19 protein-coding genes are annotated in these 14,631 nt (G+C 72.1%); 6 read left to right on the forward strand and 13 right to left on the reverse strand.

The features are described from left to right. Positions 1–16 precede the first annotated feature (16 nt). A complete protein-coding gene (locus tag FVE25_RS04380; protein ID WP_157245044.1) occupies positions 17–853 on the forward strand; it encodes a permease-like cell division protein FtsX in 837 nt (278 codons plus the stop codon). Between the two features lie 25 nt (positions 854–878). Here the strand turns inward: FVE25_RS04380 and FVE25_RS04385 are convergent, their stop codons facing one another. The 4 genes from FVE25_RS04385 to FVE25_RS04400 all read right to left on the reverse strand — a co-directional run bounded on the left by FVE25_RS04385 (position 879) and on the right by FVE25_RS04400 (position 3,548). Then, complete coding sequence (locus FVE25_RS04385) at positions 879–1,835, reverse strand: M56 family metallopeptidase (protein WP_157245045.1); 957 nt, start codon at positions 1,833–1,835, stop codon at positions 879–881. Further along, positions 1,832–2,206: a BlaI/MecI/CopY family transcriptional regulator gene (locus tag FVE25_RS04390; protein ID WP_157245046.1), complete on the reverse strand. Its 375-nt coding sequence runs from the start codon at positions 2,204–2,206 to the stop codon at positions 1,832–1,834. The genes FVE25_RS04385 and FVE25_RS04390 overlap by 4 nt, the downstream gene beginning before the upstream one ends. A 15-nt stretch (positions 2,207–2,221) precedes the next feature. After that, positions 2,222–2,800 (reverse strand): hypothetical protein, encoded by a 579-nt coding sequence (locus FVE25_RS04395; protein ID WP_219825298.1) that lies wholly within the window; start codon positions 2,798–2,800, stop codon positions 2,222–2,224. Positions 2,801–3,338: 538 nt separating this feature from the next. Beyond that, a complete protein-coding gene (locus FVE25_RS04400; RefSeq protein ID WP_157245047.1) occupies positions 3,339–3,548 on the reverse strand; it encodes a hypothetical protein in 210 nt (69 codons plus the stop codon). 78 nt (positions 3,549–3,626) lie between these two features. On the opposite strand from FVE25_RS04400, the gene FVE25_RS04405 reads away from it, so the two are divergent. Beyond that, positions 3,627–4,199: a TetR/AcrR family transcriptional regulator gene (locus FVE25_RS04405; protein WP_157245048.1), complete on the forward strand. Its 573-nt coding sequence runs from the start codon at positions 3,627–3,629 to the stop codon at positions 4,197–4,199. Positions 4,200–4,316: 117 nt separating this feature from the next. Here FVE25_RS04405 and FVE25_RS04410 read toward each other — a convergent pair whose 3' ends face one another. Next, entirely contained in the window at positions 4,317–5,036 is a 720-nt protein-coding gene (locus FVE25_RS04410) for a methyltransferase domain-containing protein (RefSeq protein WP_157245049.1), read from the reverse strand. A 296-nt stretch (positions 5,037–5,332) separates the two neighbouring features. After that, positions 5,333–5,689 (reverse strand): ArsR/SmtB family transcription factor, encoded by a 357-nt coding sequence (locus tag FVE25_RS04415; RefSeq protein WP_157245050.1) that lies wholly within the window; start codon positions 5,687–5,689, stop codon positions 5,333–5,335. A 50-nt stretch (positions 5,690–5,739) separates the two neighbouring features. Between FVE25_RS04415 and FVE25_RS04420 the strand changes: the two genes are divergently transcribed. Together FVE25_RS04420 and FVE25_RS04425 are read left to right on the forward strand one after the other, a co-directional pair. After that, positions 5,740–6,801 carry a cation diffusion facilitator family transporter gene (locus FVE25_RS04420; protein WP_157245051.1) on the forward strand — a complete coding sequence of 354 codons (1,062 nt, stop codon included), beginning with the start codon at positions 5,740–5,742 and terminating at the stop codon, positions 6,799–6,801. Between the two features lie 20 nt (positions 6,802–6,821). Then, positions 6,822–7,328 carry a GNAT family N-acetyltransferase gene (locus tag FVE25_RS04425; RefSeq protein WP_157245052.1) on the forward strand — a complete coding sequence of 169 codons (507 nt, stop codon included), beginning with the start codon at positions 6,822–6,824 and terminating at the stop codon, positions 7,326–7,328. On the opposite strand, the gene FVE25_RS04430 is transcribed toward FVE25_RS04425, so the two are convergent. Genes FVE25_RS04430 through FVE25_RS04440 form a run of 3 tightly spaced genes read right to left on the reverse strand, consistent with a single transcriptional unit; the run spans position 7,321 to position 10,107 of the window. Further along, positions 7,321–7,512, reverse strand: coding sequence for a ferredoxin (locus tag FVE25_RS04430; protein ID WP_157245053.1), 192 nt, complete (start codon positions 7,510–7,512; stop codon positions 7,321–7,323). The genes FVE25_RS04425 and FVE25_RS04430 overlap by 8 nt on opposite strands. A 13-nt stretch (positions 7,513–7,525) precedes the next feature. Further along, positions 7,526–8,707: a cytochrome P450 gene (locus tag FVE25_RS04435; protein WP_246266606.1), complete on the reverse strand. Its 1,182-nt coding sequence runs from the start codon at positions 8,705–8,707 to the stop codon at positions 7,526–7,528. 14 nt (positions 8,708–8,721) lie between these two features. Continuing rightward, positions 8,722–10,107 (reverse strand): MFS transporter, encoded by a 1,386-nt coding sequence (locus FVE25_RS04440; protein ID WP_157245055.1) that lies wholly within the window; start codon positions 10,105–10,107, stop codon positions 8,722–8,724. A 112-nt stretch (positions 10,108–10,219) separates the two neighbouring features. Between FVE25_RS04440 and FVE25_RS04445 the strand changes: the two genes are divergently transcribed. Further along, complete coding sequence (locus FVE25_RS04445) at positions 10,220–11,002, forward strand: class I SAM-dependent methyltransferase (RefSeq protein ID WP_219825299.1); 783 nt, start codon at positions 10,220–10,222, stop codon at positions 11,000–11,002. A gap of 54 nt (positions 11,003–11,056) precedes the next feature. Further along, positions 11,057–11,302 (forward strand): hypothetical protein, encoded by a 246-nt coding sequence (locus FVE25_RS04450; RefSeq protein WP_157245056.1) that lies wholly within the window; start codon positions 11,057–11,059, stop codon positions 11,300–11,302. A gap of 24 nt (positions 11,303–11,326) precedes the next feature. On the opposite strand, the gene FVE25_RS04455 is transcribed toward FVE25_RS04450, so the two are convergent. The 4 genes from FVE25_RS04455 to FVE25_RS04470 form a co-directional block, all read right to left on the reverse strand. Next, positions 11,327–12,052 (reverse strand): SDR family oxidoreductase, encoded by a 726-nt coding sequence (locus tag FVE25_RS04455; protein ID WP_157245057.1) that lies wholly within the window; start codon positions 12,050–12,052, stop codon positions 11,327–11,329. A 68-nt stretch (positions 12,053–12,120) separates the two neighbouring features. Continuing rightward, on the reverse strand, positions 12,121–13,074 hold the full coding sequence (locus tag FVE25_RS04460; RefSeq protein ID WP_157245058.1) for a methionyl-tRNA formyltransferase: 954 nt from the start codon (positions 13,072–13,074) through the stop codon (positions 12,121–12,123). Between the two features lie 63 nt (positions 13,075–13,137). After that, a complete protein-coding gene (locus tag FVE25_RS04465) occupies positions 13,138–14,412 on the reverse strand; it encodes an MFS transporter (RefSeq protein WP_157245059.1) in 1,275 nt (424 codons plus the stop codon). 18 nt (positions 14,413–14,430) lie between these two features. After that, positions 14,431–14,628, reverse strand: a complete 198-nt coding sequence (locus FVE25_RS04470) for an MbtH family protein (protein WP_157245060.1) — start codon at positions 14,626–14,628, stop codon at positions 14,431–14,433. Positions 14,629–14,631: the final 3 nt, after the last annotated feature.

Here is a 14,631-nt window from a genome sequence, read left to right on the forward strand (position 1 = left end):
CATTGACAGTGCGCTTGTGGCGTTACCTTCCTCGAACGTCCCCGGCCGCAGAGCCGGCATCCTCATCACGATCGCCGCCGCCGCGGTGCTGCTGGCGGTCCTGTTCGCCGCCTACCAGCTGCTGCCCCGGGCGCCGGTCAAGCTGGCCGCCGTACCGGAGGGGGCGCTGCCCCAGCAGAGCCGGATCTGGGTGATCCTCTGCGGCAAGGGCAGCCCCCAGAAGACCTGCGCGCTCAACGTCGGCGCGGACTTCACGCGGACGTCGATCGAGGACGTCCTCAAGGACAAGGCGTACGTCACCTCCATGAGGTTCGTCTCCAGCCAGGACGCCTATCGCTGGAGCAGGCTGGCCAAGCTGCCCGAGGAGATGGTGGCCGGCGAGCTGGACGGGCCGCAGTGGTTCGAGATCACCCTGAAGGACGTCAGCACCGCCGGGGCCGTGGCCAAGGTCATGGGCGAGTTCCCCGGCGTCGCCAGCGCCACCCGGACCACGGTCGACTTCTGGGCGGGCAGGGCCGAGATCAACCTCATGCTCTGCCCGCGCAGGCAGTCGGACGTGCTGCCCGCCGCCTCGTGCAAGGGACGAGGGGCGGCCAGCGAGGCCGAGAAGCGCGCCATCGGCCGGCTTCTCGACGATTCGCCCCGGGTCCAGCGCTTCTTCTTCGTCAACCACGCCAGGGCGACGCTCGAGGACGACAACCAGAGCCCGGTCTTCACCTCGGGACGGACCCACCCGGACGAGATCCGCGAATCCTTCAAGATCAAACTAGCCTCCGCCCAGCCTTCGGACGACCTGATCAAGCGGCTCAAGACCATGCCGGGCGTGGCCACGATCGGCCCGATCTTCCCCTGACCGCGCAGGGCCCGGGCCGGTCGGGTCAGCCCAGTACCGAGAGGCTGTGGCAGTGGTGGGCGACGAGCGCGCTCAGCCCGGGCGCGAGGGCGATCGCCGCGGGACCGGCCACGAGCAGCGCGACCGCCGCCAGGCCCGTGGCCCTCTCGTACCCGCACAGCGGTACGGCCGGCTGGAGCATACGGCGTACCCGGGCGAGGGCCGTCTCCCCGGCGGCGCCGAGCGCGAAGGCCGGGGCGCGGCCGGTGGCCAGGCTCACCAGGGCGGCCGCGATGTGCACCCGCGGATGGCGGCGGGCGGCCACGTCGTCGGCCCGCAGCTCGACCAGCCGCACCACCTCGTCCCGGGCCCCGGTGAACAGCGGCAGCCGGGGAAACGCCCGGCTCAGGCCGTCGGCCAGAGCCAGCACCAGGTGATGCCGCCCCGCGATGTGCGCCCGCTCGTGGGCGAGGACGGCGGCCAGGCACTCCGGGGACAGGGTGCCCAGCGCGGCCGTGGTGACGACGGTCTCCGGCCGGCGGCCCGGCAGGCAGTAGGCGAGCGGCTCGCCGTACTCCAGGACGGTCGCGCCGAGCTCGCCGTTGTAGCGGCCGAGCAGGCGCAGCATCCCCGCGTGCCGGCGGCGCTCGCGCCACGCCGTGAACAGCACCGCCGCCGTGCAGAAGCCCGCCCTGGCCATGATCAGCGAGCTCGCGGCGAGCGCCGGCCACGAGCCGGCGGGGATCGACGCGGCGTCGAAGCCCTCCTCCAGCATGGCGAAGCAGGCTTCGATGAGGCCGGCGAGCTCGTGGCCGAGGGTGTCGGCGGGGACCGCGGTCGCGACCGACGCGAGGGCGGCCGAGGCGATCGCGGACGCGCACGCCGCCAGCCACAGCGAGATCGCCAGCCGCGGCGCACGGTCCGACCAGTGCGCCCTGGCCAGCAGCCGGGGCAGAAGCGTCGTGGCGAGCAACGTGTAGACCGCAAGAATGGCCGCGATCATGAATGTGGCCTCCGCAGGGGGAACACCCGGAGCGCGGTCTCAAGCGCCGCGGCCTCCTCGGGACTGAGCCGCTCCAGAAAGTGCACCAGCGTCGCCGCCTGGTTGCCGCTGCCGGCTAACGTCTCGCGCATCTGCTGGGCGGTGAATGCCTCCTTGGTCAGCAGCGGCTCGTAGACGTACGCCTTGCCCTGGGGGCGGCGCTTCAGGAAGCCCTTCTTGTACAGCTTGTCCATCACGGTCATGACGGTCGTGTAGGCGAGGTCCCGGTCGCGCCGCAGGTCCTCCAGCACGTTCCGCACCGACGCCGGCCGATGGTAGGACCACAGGAGATCCATGATCGCCGTCTCCAGTCCACCCAGGCCGCGTGTCATGATCGCCCTCCCGTCTCAGGGTACTATCTGCGATCGTAGACGCTCTGGCCGGGTACGGCGCCGCCAGCCGTACCTCGTCAGGCCGCGCGGCTTGTACACGGAGAGAACCGTCGCGATCACCAGCACCGCCGTGCCTCCGATCGAGTGGGGCAGTGTCGTCGGCAGGAGGCGGGGGTCGGCACTGGTCAGCCCTGCCTCGGCCAGGGAGCTCACCGTCCGGCTCTCGACCACCAGGACAACGGTGGCGGCGGCGGTGAGCACGAACTTCACCACCACCCAGTAGTGCCGCACCAGCCCCCACGGCGTGCCCAGGGCGTTGACCAGCCCGACGGCCAGGGAGGCCACGGCCAGCGGCACGATCGCGAACCGGACCAGCACGTCCATGGCCGTGTACGCGCTGCGGACGGCCGGGGTGTCCGTGCTGAGGGTGGCGGTGAGGTCGAGGGCCAGGTAGGCGAGGACCGCGCCGAGCCACCCGACGGAGGTGGTGATGTGCGTGGTCAGGATGAGTTTGCGCAGGCTGGGTGACATCGCGGGCGGGGCTCCGTGGTGGTGGGCGGTCGGGGTGGGGCGGCGCTGGCCGGTCGGGATCACGCGTACGGCCCCATGACGACGACCGGCACCGGCACCCACACCGACGGTGCCGATGTGGGTGCCGGGGCCGGTGCCGGTGCCGGGACCGAGGCCGGGGCCGGGATGGAGCCGACGGCCTGGGTGGAGGTCGAGGCTGAGAGCAGATCTGGCGCCGGGACTCGGGCGGATGCGGGAGGCGGGACCGGGGGCGGAGGCGGTGGCTGGGGTCGGGGTGGACGCGGGAGGCGGGAGGCGGGACCGGGGGAGGCGGTGACTGGGTCGGCGCGGAGGCGGGAGGCGGGACCGGGGTGGATGCAGAGGCCGGGGCAGGGGCGGACGCGGGGAGGGAGGTGGATGTAGGGGCCGAGGTGGATGCCGGGGCCGGGGCGGAGGCGGGGAGTGGGGTGGATGTAGGGGCTGGGGTGGAGACGGGGAGCGGGACTCGGGCGGACGCAGGGGCCGGTCACGAGGTGGAGACGGGGAGCGGGACTCGGGCGGACGCAGGGGCCGGTCACGAGGTGGAGACGGGGAGCGGGACTCGGGCGGACGCAGGGGCCGGTCACGAGGTGGCGGCGGGAGTGGAAGCCAGTGCCGGCGCTGGGGGTGGGGGTGTGTTCGGCGGCTGGGGGAGGGAGGCGTGGCGGCCGGGGCCGTGGGGGCCGCCGATGCCGAAGACCTGGGCGATGAGGAACGCCAGGACCAGGATGGCCACGGCGATCGCGGAAACCTTCACCCACCTCGGGGCTCGTGGCGGTGTCTGGGACGACATGATGTTCTCCTTTTTGCGAGACAATATGTCACGGCGCGAGACATCTGTCACGACCCTGTCGTGACGTATGCTTAGCCGGTGCCCAAACTCTGGAACGAGACCATCGAGACGCATCGGGCCGCCGTTCGTGACGCGATCCTGGATGCCGCCTGGGCGCTGGTGGCCGAGCGGGGGCTGATGGCCGTCACGATGGCCCAGATCGCCGAGCGGGCGGCCATCGGCCGGGCCACGGTGTACAAGTACTTCGCCGACGTGGAGTCGGTCCTCGCCGCCTGGCATGAGCGGCAGGTCTCTGCGCATCTCCGGCAACTGGCCGAGATCGCGAACCGGCCGGGCCGGGCAGGCCGGCGGCTGGAGTCGGTGCTGATCGCCTATGCGCGCATCCTGCAACAGCGCGGCGAACACGGCCCCGACCTGGGCGTGCTGCTGCACCACGGCGGGCACCCGGTCGAGGCCCAGCAGCACCTGACCGCCCTCGTCCGCGGGCTGCTCGACGAGGGCAGGGGGAGCGGGGAGTTCCGGGCCGACGTGCCCGCCGACGAGCTCGCGCGCTACTGCCTCCACGCCCTGTCGGCCGCCGCGGCCATGCCCTCGGAGGCGGCCGTCGCACGGCTGGTCGGGGTGATCATGGCCGGAGTCGCAGCCGGTTAGATCGCCGTCCTCACGGCAGCCGGTGAATGGGCGCGGCCGGGCGTGGTCGGGCCACGCCGGGGAGGCGCGGGTGAAGTGTCAGGTCGCCGCAGGGCGGTGGGTGGGGGCTGGGTGATGCTAGGTGACCGTGTACACGCGGGTCGTGCCGTAGATGCCCTCGACCTTCCGCCACCGGGGAACCACCGTCCGCACGTGCTTGAAGCGCCCGGTCTGCAGGAGGTGGGGCTCCTCGACGGGGTTGAAGTAGATCATGGTGATCGGGCGGGGGGCACGGCCGGCCGAATCGAGGAGGCGTTCCATGGCCGAGGCGAAGATCTCCCCCCTGAACGGGTTGTTGAGGAAGACCACGCTGACGTCGTCGGGGATGTCGTAGTCCAGGACGTCCGACTGCACCACCTCCACGTCACGGGCGCGCAGGCGGAGCCTGGTGGCGGTCAGGTTGCGCCGGGTGACCTCGGTGAGTTCCGGTGAGAGTTCGACGCCGATCACCCGCTTGAACGCGTACCCGCTGGCCGCCTCCAGCATCATGCGGCCCTTTCCGGCGCCCAGGTCGAGGAAGACGTCGTGCTCGCCGACGTCCCGGGCGGGCAGTGCCCGGCGGAGCGTGCCCCAGTGCGCGGGTGAGTAGTAGACGCGTTCCGGGTGCTCCAGGCCGAGGTCGGTGAGCGTGGCGAAGTCGGCGGTGTTGACGCCGAAGCGCCGGTCGTACCACAGCCTGGCCAGCGCGCGGCGGGCCAGGGGGAGCTGCACGAGGAGTCCGCTGCTCACCGTGGCATCACTCAGTTCCAGAACGTCGGCCAGCACAGGACGCCCCTTCCGGATCGGCAGTTCAGTCAACTATTAATCGTAGTAGATCTTGGTGTTGCTACTATGTGATTAAGTAGTGCTCTGACGGGAACGATCCAGCGCACGCCTGGCCGTCTCGCCTGTTCCGGGAACTCGGTGCCGCGAACCTGCACGCCCGTGCCGTCGTTTTCGTTCCTTCTCGTTCGCGAGGGTCTGGCTGAACTCGGTGACGCGTACGGCGGGCGCCGCCGGGTCCACGCGGCGCTCATCCCGGCAGGCATCGTCCACTCTAAACCGCCGCGGGACGAGGCACCCGTGTTTGTCTCGATCCGGCCGCGCCGACCGATCTAGTCGTGGCGGGGGATGCCGGAGACCTCGTGGTCGGCGTGGAAGAGGGCTTCCTGGATCAGCGCGCGGACGTGGGCGTCGCGGGCGCGGTAGAGGATCCGGCGGCCGTCGCGGCGGGTGTGCGCGAGCCCGGCCATGCGGAGCTTGGCCAGGTGCTGCGAGACCGAGGGCCGGGCGACGCCGACGGCGGCGGCCAGGGAGGTGACGTCGTACTCGCCGGCCGACAACAGCCACATCAGGCGGAGCCGGGTGGCGTCGCTGAGCATGCGGAACGCGGCCACGGCCGTCTCGACCTGCGGGCCCGTCGGTTGCTCCTGCGGGTGACTCGCACCTGATCCGTTGTCGCGTGCATACATGACTACATATAATCCAGGCAAACGGCTCAAAGGCAAGTGAGAGGGACGTCATGCCGGGTTCCCAGGGGCATGAGCACGGACACGGGCATGGCCACGCCCACGGCCACATCCATGACAGTGATCACGGCCGCGTCCGGCGGTCGCTGGCCAAGGTGGGCCACCTCGTCGTCCCGCACAGCCACGACAGCGCGGACAAGACCGACGCCGCGCTGGAGTCCAGTTCCCGGGGCATGCGCGTGCTGGCCGTCTCCTTCGGGGTCCTCATGGTCACCGCGCTGGTCCAGGCGGTCATCGTCGGCCTGTCCGGGTCCGTGGCCCTGCTGGGCGACACGCTGCACAACTTCGCCGACGCCCTGACCGCCGTCCCGCTGGCCATCGCGTTCTCGCTCGGCCGCCGTGCCGCCACCCGCCGCTTCACCTACGGGTACGGCCGCGCCGAGGACCTGGCCGGGATCGTCATCGTGGCCCTGATCGCCGCCTCGGCGGGGCTGGCCGGCTACGAGGCGGTCAAGCGGCTCGTCGACCCCGAGAACGTGCAGGCCCTGGGCCTGGTCGCGGCGGCGGGCGTCGTGGGGTTCCTGGGCAACGAGTGGGTGGCCCGCTACCGCATCAAGGTCGGCAGGGAGATCGGCTCGGCGGCGCTGGTCGCCGACGGCCTGCACGCCAGGACCGACGGGTTCACCTCGCTGGCCGTACTGCTGGGGGCGGGCGGCGCCGCACTCGGCTTCCCGCTGGCCGACCCGCTCGTCGGCCTGCTCATCACCGCGGCCATCTGCTTCGTGCTGCGCGACGCCGCCAGGGAGATCTACCACCGGCTGATGGACGCGGTCGACCCCGCCCTGGTCGCGCAGGCCGAGCGCATCCTGGCGGCCGTGCCCGGCGTGCGGCGTGTGGGGTCGGTACGGCTGCGCTGGATCGGCCATGCGCTGCGCGCCGAGGTGGAGATCGCGGTCCGCCACGACGTCTCCCTGGTCGAGGCGCACGCGGTGGCCGTGGAGGCCGAGCACCGGCTCATCCACGACCTGCCCCGCCTGCGGGCCGCCACCGTGCACGCCGACCCGGACGGCCCGGACGGAACCGACCACCACACTCCGTTGCTGGCGCATCGCTGACCCGTGCCAAGCTGTCGGCCATGCGTATCGAGAACGGGATGATTGATCATGTCTATCCGGTTGCCGAGCTCCATGCGGAGAGCTGGCGGACGGCCTACGCGGGCATCATGCCCGGCTCCTTCCTGAACGAGTCGCTGCTGGAGAACCGGCTGACGTTGTGGCGGGAACGGCTGGCCGTACCCACGCCGGGGGCGGGGTTCTTCGTGGCCCGCGACGACGACGGACGGTTGCGTGGTTTCTGCTATTTCATCCCGCAGCCGGACGGGCGCATCCTGCTCGACAACCTGCACGTCCGGCCGGGACTGACGGGCTCGGGCATCGGCGCCGCCCTGCTGCGGCACGGCCTGGCCTGGGCGGCGCGCGAGCACCCGGCGGGCGAGGTGTACCTGGAGGTGCTGAGCGCCAACACCCGGGCCATCGCCTTCTACGAGCGTCACGGCGCCGTCCGGACCGACGCCAGGACCTGCTTCTTCCCGCAGGGCTTGGAACTGCCCGAGTTCGAGTACGCCTGGCGCGCCGCTAACTGAGCGCGATCGCCTGCGCCGGGCAGATGCGGGCGGCGTCCTCGACGTCCTCGTGCAGGCGGGCGTCGGGGGCGTCGTCCAGGAGCACGACGATGCCGTCGCTGTCGCGCTGGTCGAACACCTCCGGGGCGGCGTACACACACTGCCCGGAGCCGACGCAGGCCCCCTGCTCAACGGTGATCTTCATCTGTTTCCTCCTCCTACCAGGTGACGGGCAGTTCACGGACGCCGTAGAAGACCGCGTGCTCCTTGAACCTCAGTTCCTCCAGGGGTACGGCCGGCGCCAGCGTGGGCACGCGGCGGAACAGCGTGCCGAAGACGGTCTGCAGTTCGACCCGGGCCAGCGGCTGGCCCAGGCACTGGTGGGCCCCGTAGCCGAAGGCGACGTGGTGGCGGGCGTCGCGCCGCACGTCGAGGGCGCCGGGGCCGCCGGGGAAGGCCGCCGGGTCCCGGTTGGCCGTGCTCTTCACCGCGATGATCCCCTCACCCGCGCGGATGAGCTGCCCGCCCACCACGAGGTCCTCGCGCGCCACGCGACGCGCCTCGGTGTGGGTGATGGACAGGTAGCGCAGCAGCTCCTCGACCGCGCCCGCCACGTCGGCGCCGTCCTTGAGCGCGGCGAGCTGGCCGGGATGGGCGAACAGCGCGGCCGTGCCCAGCGCGATCATGTTGGCGGTCGTGTCGTGCCCGGCCACGAGCAGGAGCTGGCCCATGACGGCGATCTCGCGCCGGGTCATCGCGCCGGTGCGGTACTGCTCGACGGCCAGCCTGCTGAGCACGTCGTCGCCGGGCTCGGCGCTCTTGCGCTCGGTCAGCTCCTCCAGGTAGCCGTTGAGCTCCTCGCTGGCCGCCAGCGCCCGCGCGGGGTCGCCGCCGTCCATGACGAGCTCGCCCGCCACCCGCTGGAAGAAGCCCCGGTCGGCGTACGGCACGCCGAGCAGCTCACAGATCACCAGCGACGGGACCGGAAGGGCGAGCGCCTCGTACAGGTCGGCCGGCTTCGGCCCGGCCAGCATGCCGTCGACGAGGTCGTCGACGATCCGCTGGATCCCGGGCCGGAGCTCCTCCATCTTCCTGATCCGGAAGTCGGCGGTCAGCATCCGCCGGTGGACGGTGTGCTCGGGGGCGTCCATCTGCATCAGGGTCTTCATCCGCGCGTCGCGCGCCTTGCTCACCGCGTTGGTGTGCGGGAAGCCCGGCTGGGCGACGTCCACGCTGACGCGCGGATCGGAAAGCAGCGCGCGCACGTCGGCGTATCCGGTGACCATCCACGCGGTGCCGCCGTCCCAGAGCCGCACCCGGGAGACCGGCTCCCGGCTCAGCCCCGGGGCGGGATCGAAGGGGCATCCGGCGGCGCGAGGCATCGGAAAAACATCGGACATGACATCTCCCAAGGTCATGAGGCCCTGCGGGCGGTGAGGGCGCCGATGGCGCAGATGACGGCGAAACCGAACAGCGTGTGGCGGGCCGCCTCGAGCATCGAGGTCCCGCCCAGATTGACCAGGACGCCGGCGACCGCCGTGCCGAAGGCGATCGACAGGCTCGTCACCGTGGCGATCGCGGCGGCGGCGCGCCGTCCCTCCTCCGGGTCCCGGGTGCTGGCCATCGCGGCCACCGCGAGATGCGGGTAGGCCAGCCCGACGCCGGACCCGGCCGCGATCATCATCAGCGCCCACACGATGACCAGCCACAGCGGCGCCTCCTGCCGCTGCAGCAGCCCCAGGACGAGGAACCCGGCCGCCAGCACGAGCGGCCCGAGCACGCGCAGCCGGCGGACCGTCGCCTCCTTGACCGCCGAGGAGCTGACGACCTGGGTCGCCGACCACCCGAGCGAGATCGCGGCCCCGAGGAATCCGGCCGCGATCGGAGGCAGGCCGCCCAGGCGCTGGCCGAACAGGGGGACGAACGACTCCACCGCCACGCCGAAGGCCAGCAGCGCCAGCGTCAGGTACACCCACTTCAGCGGCGAGCCGGGCGCGTAGGTCGTGCGCGGGAACACCCGCAGGCCGCTGCGCCGCTCGTGGGCGGCGAACCCGATCAGCAGCAGCAGCGCCACCCCGATCGCGGCCGCCATGGCCACGGCGCCGGACAGCACCCCCGCCACGCTGACCGCCAGCGTGGCCCCGGTCACCAGCAGCAGCGACCCGACCGGCACCGGCGCCCGCCCGTCGCCGCGCTCCCCGCGGGGCAGCACCCGGGGCACCATCAGCCCGCACCCGGCCGCGATCACCGCCATCAGCACGAAGGCCAGCCGCCACCCGCCGAACTGGGCGAACAGCCCACCCAGTGCCGGGCCCGCGAAGTTGCCCACGCCGTACATCGCCGACATCAGCGCGTTGCCGCGCGTCCAGAGCCGGGGCGGCAGGGCCGAGCGGACCACGGCGTAGCCGAGCCCGGACAGCAGCCCCGCGCCCAGCCCCTGCACGCCGCGGCCGGCCAGCAGCACCGCCATCGACGGGGTGACGGCGCACACCAGCGAACCGGCCAGGAACACGGCGAAGCCCAGCAGGTACGCCACGACGTTTCCCCAGCGCCCCAGGACGCGGCTGACCAGCATGGTCGCGATCACCATCGCGACGAGGTAGATCGTCATGTTCCAGGCGTAGAAGCCGGCGCCGCCGAGCTCGGCCACCGCCGTCGGCAGCAGGCTGGAGGCCAGGTAGATGTTGACCGCGCCCACCAGCACCCCGACGGCCAGCACGATCGCCGAGCCGCCGTGTTCCCGGCCCAGCAGCTCCCGCCACGAGGGCGGGCTGAGCTGCTCGTTGTCGTAAACGCTCATGTCTTCAAGGCTGTCGTTGAACCGGCCCCGGAAGCTTTCCCGCCGTCACCGGCGGCCACCGGCCCGGAAGTCTCAACCGGGGGGACAGGGCCGGGCCGCGTATCGTCGCCCTATGACCGAGGTGTGGGCCGCCGGCGCGGCGTACGAGGCGTTCATGGGCCGCTGGGCCGGCCGGATGGCGTCGGTCTTCGTGCCCGGGCTCGGCGTGCCCGCAGGCGGGCGCTGGCTGGACGTGGGCTGCGGCACCGGCGCCCTGACCGCCGCCGTGCTCTCGCTCGCCGATCCGCGTGAGGTGACCGGCATCGACCCTTCGGCGGGGTTCCTGGCCCACGCCCGCGCCCGGGTCGCCGGCCCGCGGGTGACCTTCTGCACCGGTGACGCGGGGGCGCTGCCGTACCCCGGCGCGTGGTTCGACGCGGTGGTCAGCGGGCTGGTGCTCAACTTCCTGCCCGACCCCGCACGCGCGGCGGCGGAGCTGGCCCGGGTCGCGGCGCCCGGCGGCGTCGTGGCGGCGTACGTGTGGGACTACGCGGACGGCATGGCGATGCTCAGGCACTTCTGGGACGCCGCCGCCACGCTCGACCCGGCCGCCGCGGCCCTGGACGAGGGCGCGCGGTTCCCGCTGTGCCGCCCGGAGCCGTTGCGCGCGCTGTGGGCCGGAGCCGGGCTGACCGGCGTGCGGACGGAGCCGATCGTGGTGCCGATGGAGTTCACCGGCTTCGACGACTTCTGGACGCCGTTCCTCGGCGGGCAGGGTCCCGCTCCCGGGTACGTCGCCTCGCTGCCCGGCGACCACCGGGCCGCCCTGCGCGATCTGCTGCGTGAGCGTCTGCCCGCCAGCCCCTTCTCCCTCACCGCCCGGGCCTGGGCCGTGTACGGGCGCCAGGGGCGATGACCGGCGAATCACGTGTTTTACCTGCTCACGACCTGTCATCTGTCATGGTGAAGCATGGACGCCCCGGGGGAGGAGCGCTGGCTCGGCACGCTGCGGGGGCACGCCGCGCGCCTGGCCTTCCCCGAGTGGGCGCCGGGCCCGGACGACTGGACGGACCTGTTCACCGGCTTCACCGACGCCGGCGCCCCGTACACGGAGGTGTCCGTCTACCGTGATCACGACCGCATCCATCACCGGGTCTACCGGGGTGGCGAGCTGACCGCGTTCTGGTCGCGCCTGCTGGACGAGGTCGCGGAATAGGCGCCGCCGTACCCGCTGCCGGGCTCAGGCGAGCCAGTCGGCGAAGGCGGGACCGGCCAGCCGGGCGCCCGGGCCCGGCAGCAGGGCGCCGCCCTCGAACGCCTCGGCGTCGCCGGGGTCGCGCACGGCCTGCACCTTCACCTCCAGCCCGCGCCGCGCCACCACCAGCTCGGCCAGCGCCACCATGCTCTCCTCGCGCGGCCCGGCCACCTCGGCCACGTCCGCGCCGGACACCGCGACCGCCACCACCGTCTCGGCCACCGCCCTGGCGGCGATGGGCTGGGTGCGCATCGCGGGGATGTACGCCACGCCGTCCCGGGTGCCCCATTCGAGCATCTGCCCGACCAGCTCGTGGAACTGGGCGGCCCGCACGACGCGGGCCGGGACCGGGCCCGCCTGGATCTCGCGCTCGTGCACGAGCTTGGCCGCGTTGTAGCCGCCGGTGGAGCCGTCGATGCCGATGATGGAGACCGCGACGATCTCCTTGACCCCGGCGGCCCCGCCGTACCTCTGCAGGTTGGCCGAGGCGGTGGTGAAGAACTCCGTGGCCTCCTGCTCGTCGGGAGAAGGCGAGCTGGCCACGTCGATGACGACGTCCACGCCCGCCAGCGCCTCGGCCAGGCCGGCGCCGGTCACGATGTCCACGCCGGTGCCACGGGACATGGCCACCGCCTCGTGGCCCTGCTCGGTGATGACGTCCACGACGTGGCGGCCAAGGCGTCCGGTGGCTCCCGCAACTGCGATCTTCATGGTGTGCGCTCCTCGGTGAGTGTTCTGCACCTATGACGGAGCGCGCGCCGGAGGTGTGACCGGGCGGGTCAGCTGTGTGGATGGCTGGTGAGGTAGCCGCCCATCGCGCGGAAGAAGTCGACGGCGCGGTGTGCGCGGTCGTCGTCGGTGCGGATGCGCTTCAGCACCACGCCGTACTCGGTGCCGCTGCGCGCGGCGGGGCCGCAGACGACGGCCACGCCGTCGCCCTCCGGGCGGAAGACCCGGCCGGGCGTGCCGCCCAGGCGGAGCTTCGACACCGATGCGGACAACACCCGGATGCGCTCGCCGCCGAAGTGGGCGAACGCGTTGGGGTACGGGTCGGCCTGGGCCCGGACCAGGTTGACGATGTCCTCGGCCGGCCAGGTCCAGAAGATCCGGCTGTCCTCGGCCGAGCGCTTGTGGAAGAACGTGGCCTTGGCCGGATCCTGCTTGGTCCAGTCGGTGCGGCCGGAGTCGATGAGCTCGATGGCCTCCAGCGTCATGGGCGCGAACAGCTCGATCGTCTTGTGGAACAGGTCGGTCACGGTGTCGCCGTCCTCGACGGGAACCCGGCGCTGCAGCACGATGTCGCCGAGGTCGAAGCTCTCGTTCATGAAGTGGACGGTGACGCCCACCTCGCGCTCGCCGTTGATGAGGGCCCAGTTGAGCGGGGCGAAGCCGCCGTAGCGGGGCAGCAGCGCGTCGTGGATGTTGATCGCGCCGTGCTTGGCCAGGCCGTAGATGCGCGGCGCCACCCAGGTGCGCCAGTCGGAGGAGACCAGCAGGCCGGGAGCCAGCTCACGCAGGAGCTCGGCGACCTCCTCGTCGTTGGCGTAGCGGCGCTCCAGCACCGCGATGCCGTGCTCGGCGGCGAGGCCGGCCACCGAGTCGTTCCAGATGGTCTCGTAAGCGTGATCGCTGGTGGGATGGGTGATGACGAGGGGGATCTCGTGGCCGGCGGTCAGCAGGGCGTCGAGAACCCGGTGACCCCACGTCTGATATCCCATGAAGACAAGGCGCACGCCGTCGTTCCTTTCCTTCGCGCAGGTTGTGCAAGGAGAAATGCGGTCTCTCCGCCGGAGGGTCTACTCCTGCGGAAGAGGCCCGGTACGCAACGTCCTGATCTCGCGGGTGAGCAGGAGCGGCAGGCACACCAGCAGGGCCAGCGAGCCGAGGACCCACAACATCGGCCGGACGCCGAACACGTCGCCGAGCAGGCCGCCGAGGGCGGCGCCCAGCGGGAGCGTCCCCCACACGGCGAAGCGCATCGAGGCGTTCATCCGGCCCTGCAGCTCCGTCGGCGTGATGGCCTGCCGCAGGCTGATCTGGTTGATGTTGTAGACCGAGATGCCCGCCAGCATCGTCCCGATCGCGATGGAGATGAGCAGCGCGCCCGCGCCCCGGCCCGCGGCCGCGACGAGCATGATCGGCAGGGTCGCCAGCAGCGCCGCGGCGATCAGCGTGCGCCCCAGCCCCAGCCTCTTGATCACCCAGCCGTTCACCACCGCGCCGAGCAGCGCGCCCGCGTTGCCCAGGGTCAGGATGAGCCCGAGCGCGCCCGGGGTGAGGTCCAGGTCGTTGAGCGCGAACACGGTCAGCAGCGCGGTCAGCGCCCCGCCGAGCCCGATCAGGTTCATGGATCCGGTGCACATGGCGATCGCCCGCAGCGTGCGGTTGCCGAAGACGAACCGCAGGCCCTCGCCGATCTCCGTGAGCATCCTGCGCCGGGGGGCGTCCGCCTTCGCCGCGGCGGCCGGGCGGTAGGAGATCCGGCCGATGAGCACGGCCGACAGCAGGAAGCTCCCCACGTTGATCAGCAGCACCAGCGGCGCGAGCACCACCTGCAGGAGCAGGCCGCCGACGCTCGGCCCGCCGAGGTAGGCGATCGAGCGGGACACCTCCAGCCGCGCGTTGCCCGCCGGGATGTCCTCGGTCTCGACCACCGACGGCAGGAACGCCTGGTCGGCGATCTCGAAGAACACCGTCTGCACCCCGACCAGCAGGCCGACGACCAGCATCAGCGGAATGCTCAGCATGTCGAACAGGAAGGCCAGCGGCAGGATCGCCAGGACCGCCATCCGCCCGAGGTCGGTGAAGATCAGCGTGCGGCGCCGGTCCCAGCGGTCGACCCACACGCCCGCGGGCAGCGAGACCAGCAGGAACGGCAGGGTCTCCGCCGCCGCCAGCAGGCCGACCTGCGTCGTGGACGCGTTGAGCACGGTCAGCGCGATCACCGGGATGGCGAAGAAGGTGATCTGCGAGCCGATCTGGCTGGCCGTCTGAGCCGCCCACAACAGGGTGAAGTCGCGGTGGCGCCACAGACTCTTCCTGGTCGCGGCGGGTGTGGCCTTGCTGTCCATGGGAGGCGTCCCTTCTCGTTACGAGCCGGCCAGGTGCTCGCGCAGCGAGCGCGGCCGCATGTCGGTCCACACCTGCTCGATCCGGTCGAGGCAGGTCTCGCGGTCGCCGACGGTGCCCTCCTCCGTCCAGCCGAGAGGCAGGTCGCGGCCGACGGCCCAGATCGAGTACTGGTCCTCGTCGTTGCGCACGACGCGGTAGCGGGTGCTGTCGGTCATGGA

Origin of the sequence: Nonomuraea typhae (assembly GCF_009760925.1) — a bacterium.
GTDB lineage: Bacteria > Actinomycetota > Actinomycetes > Streptosporangiales > Streptosporangiaceae > Nonomuraea > Nonomuraea typhae.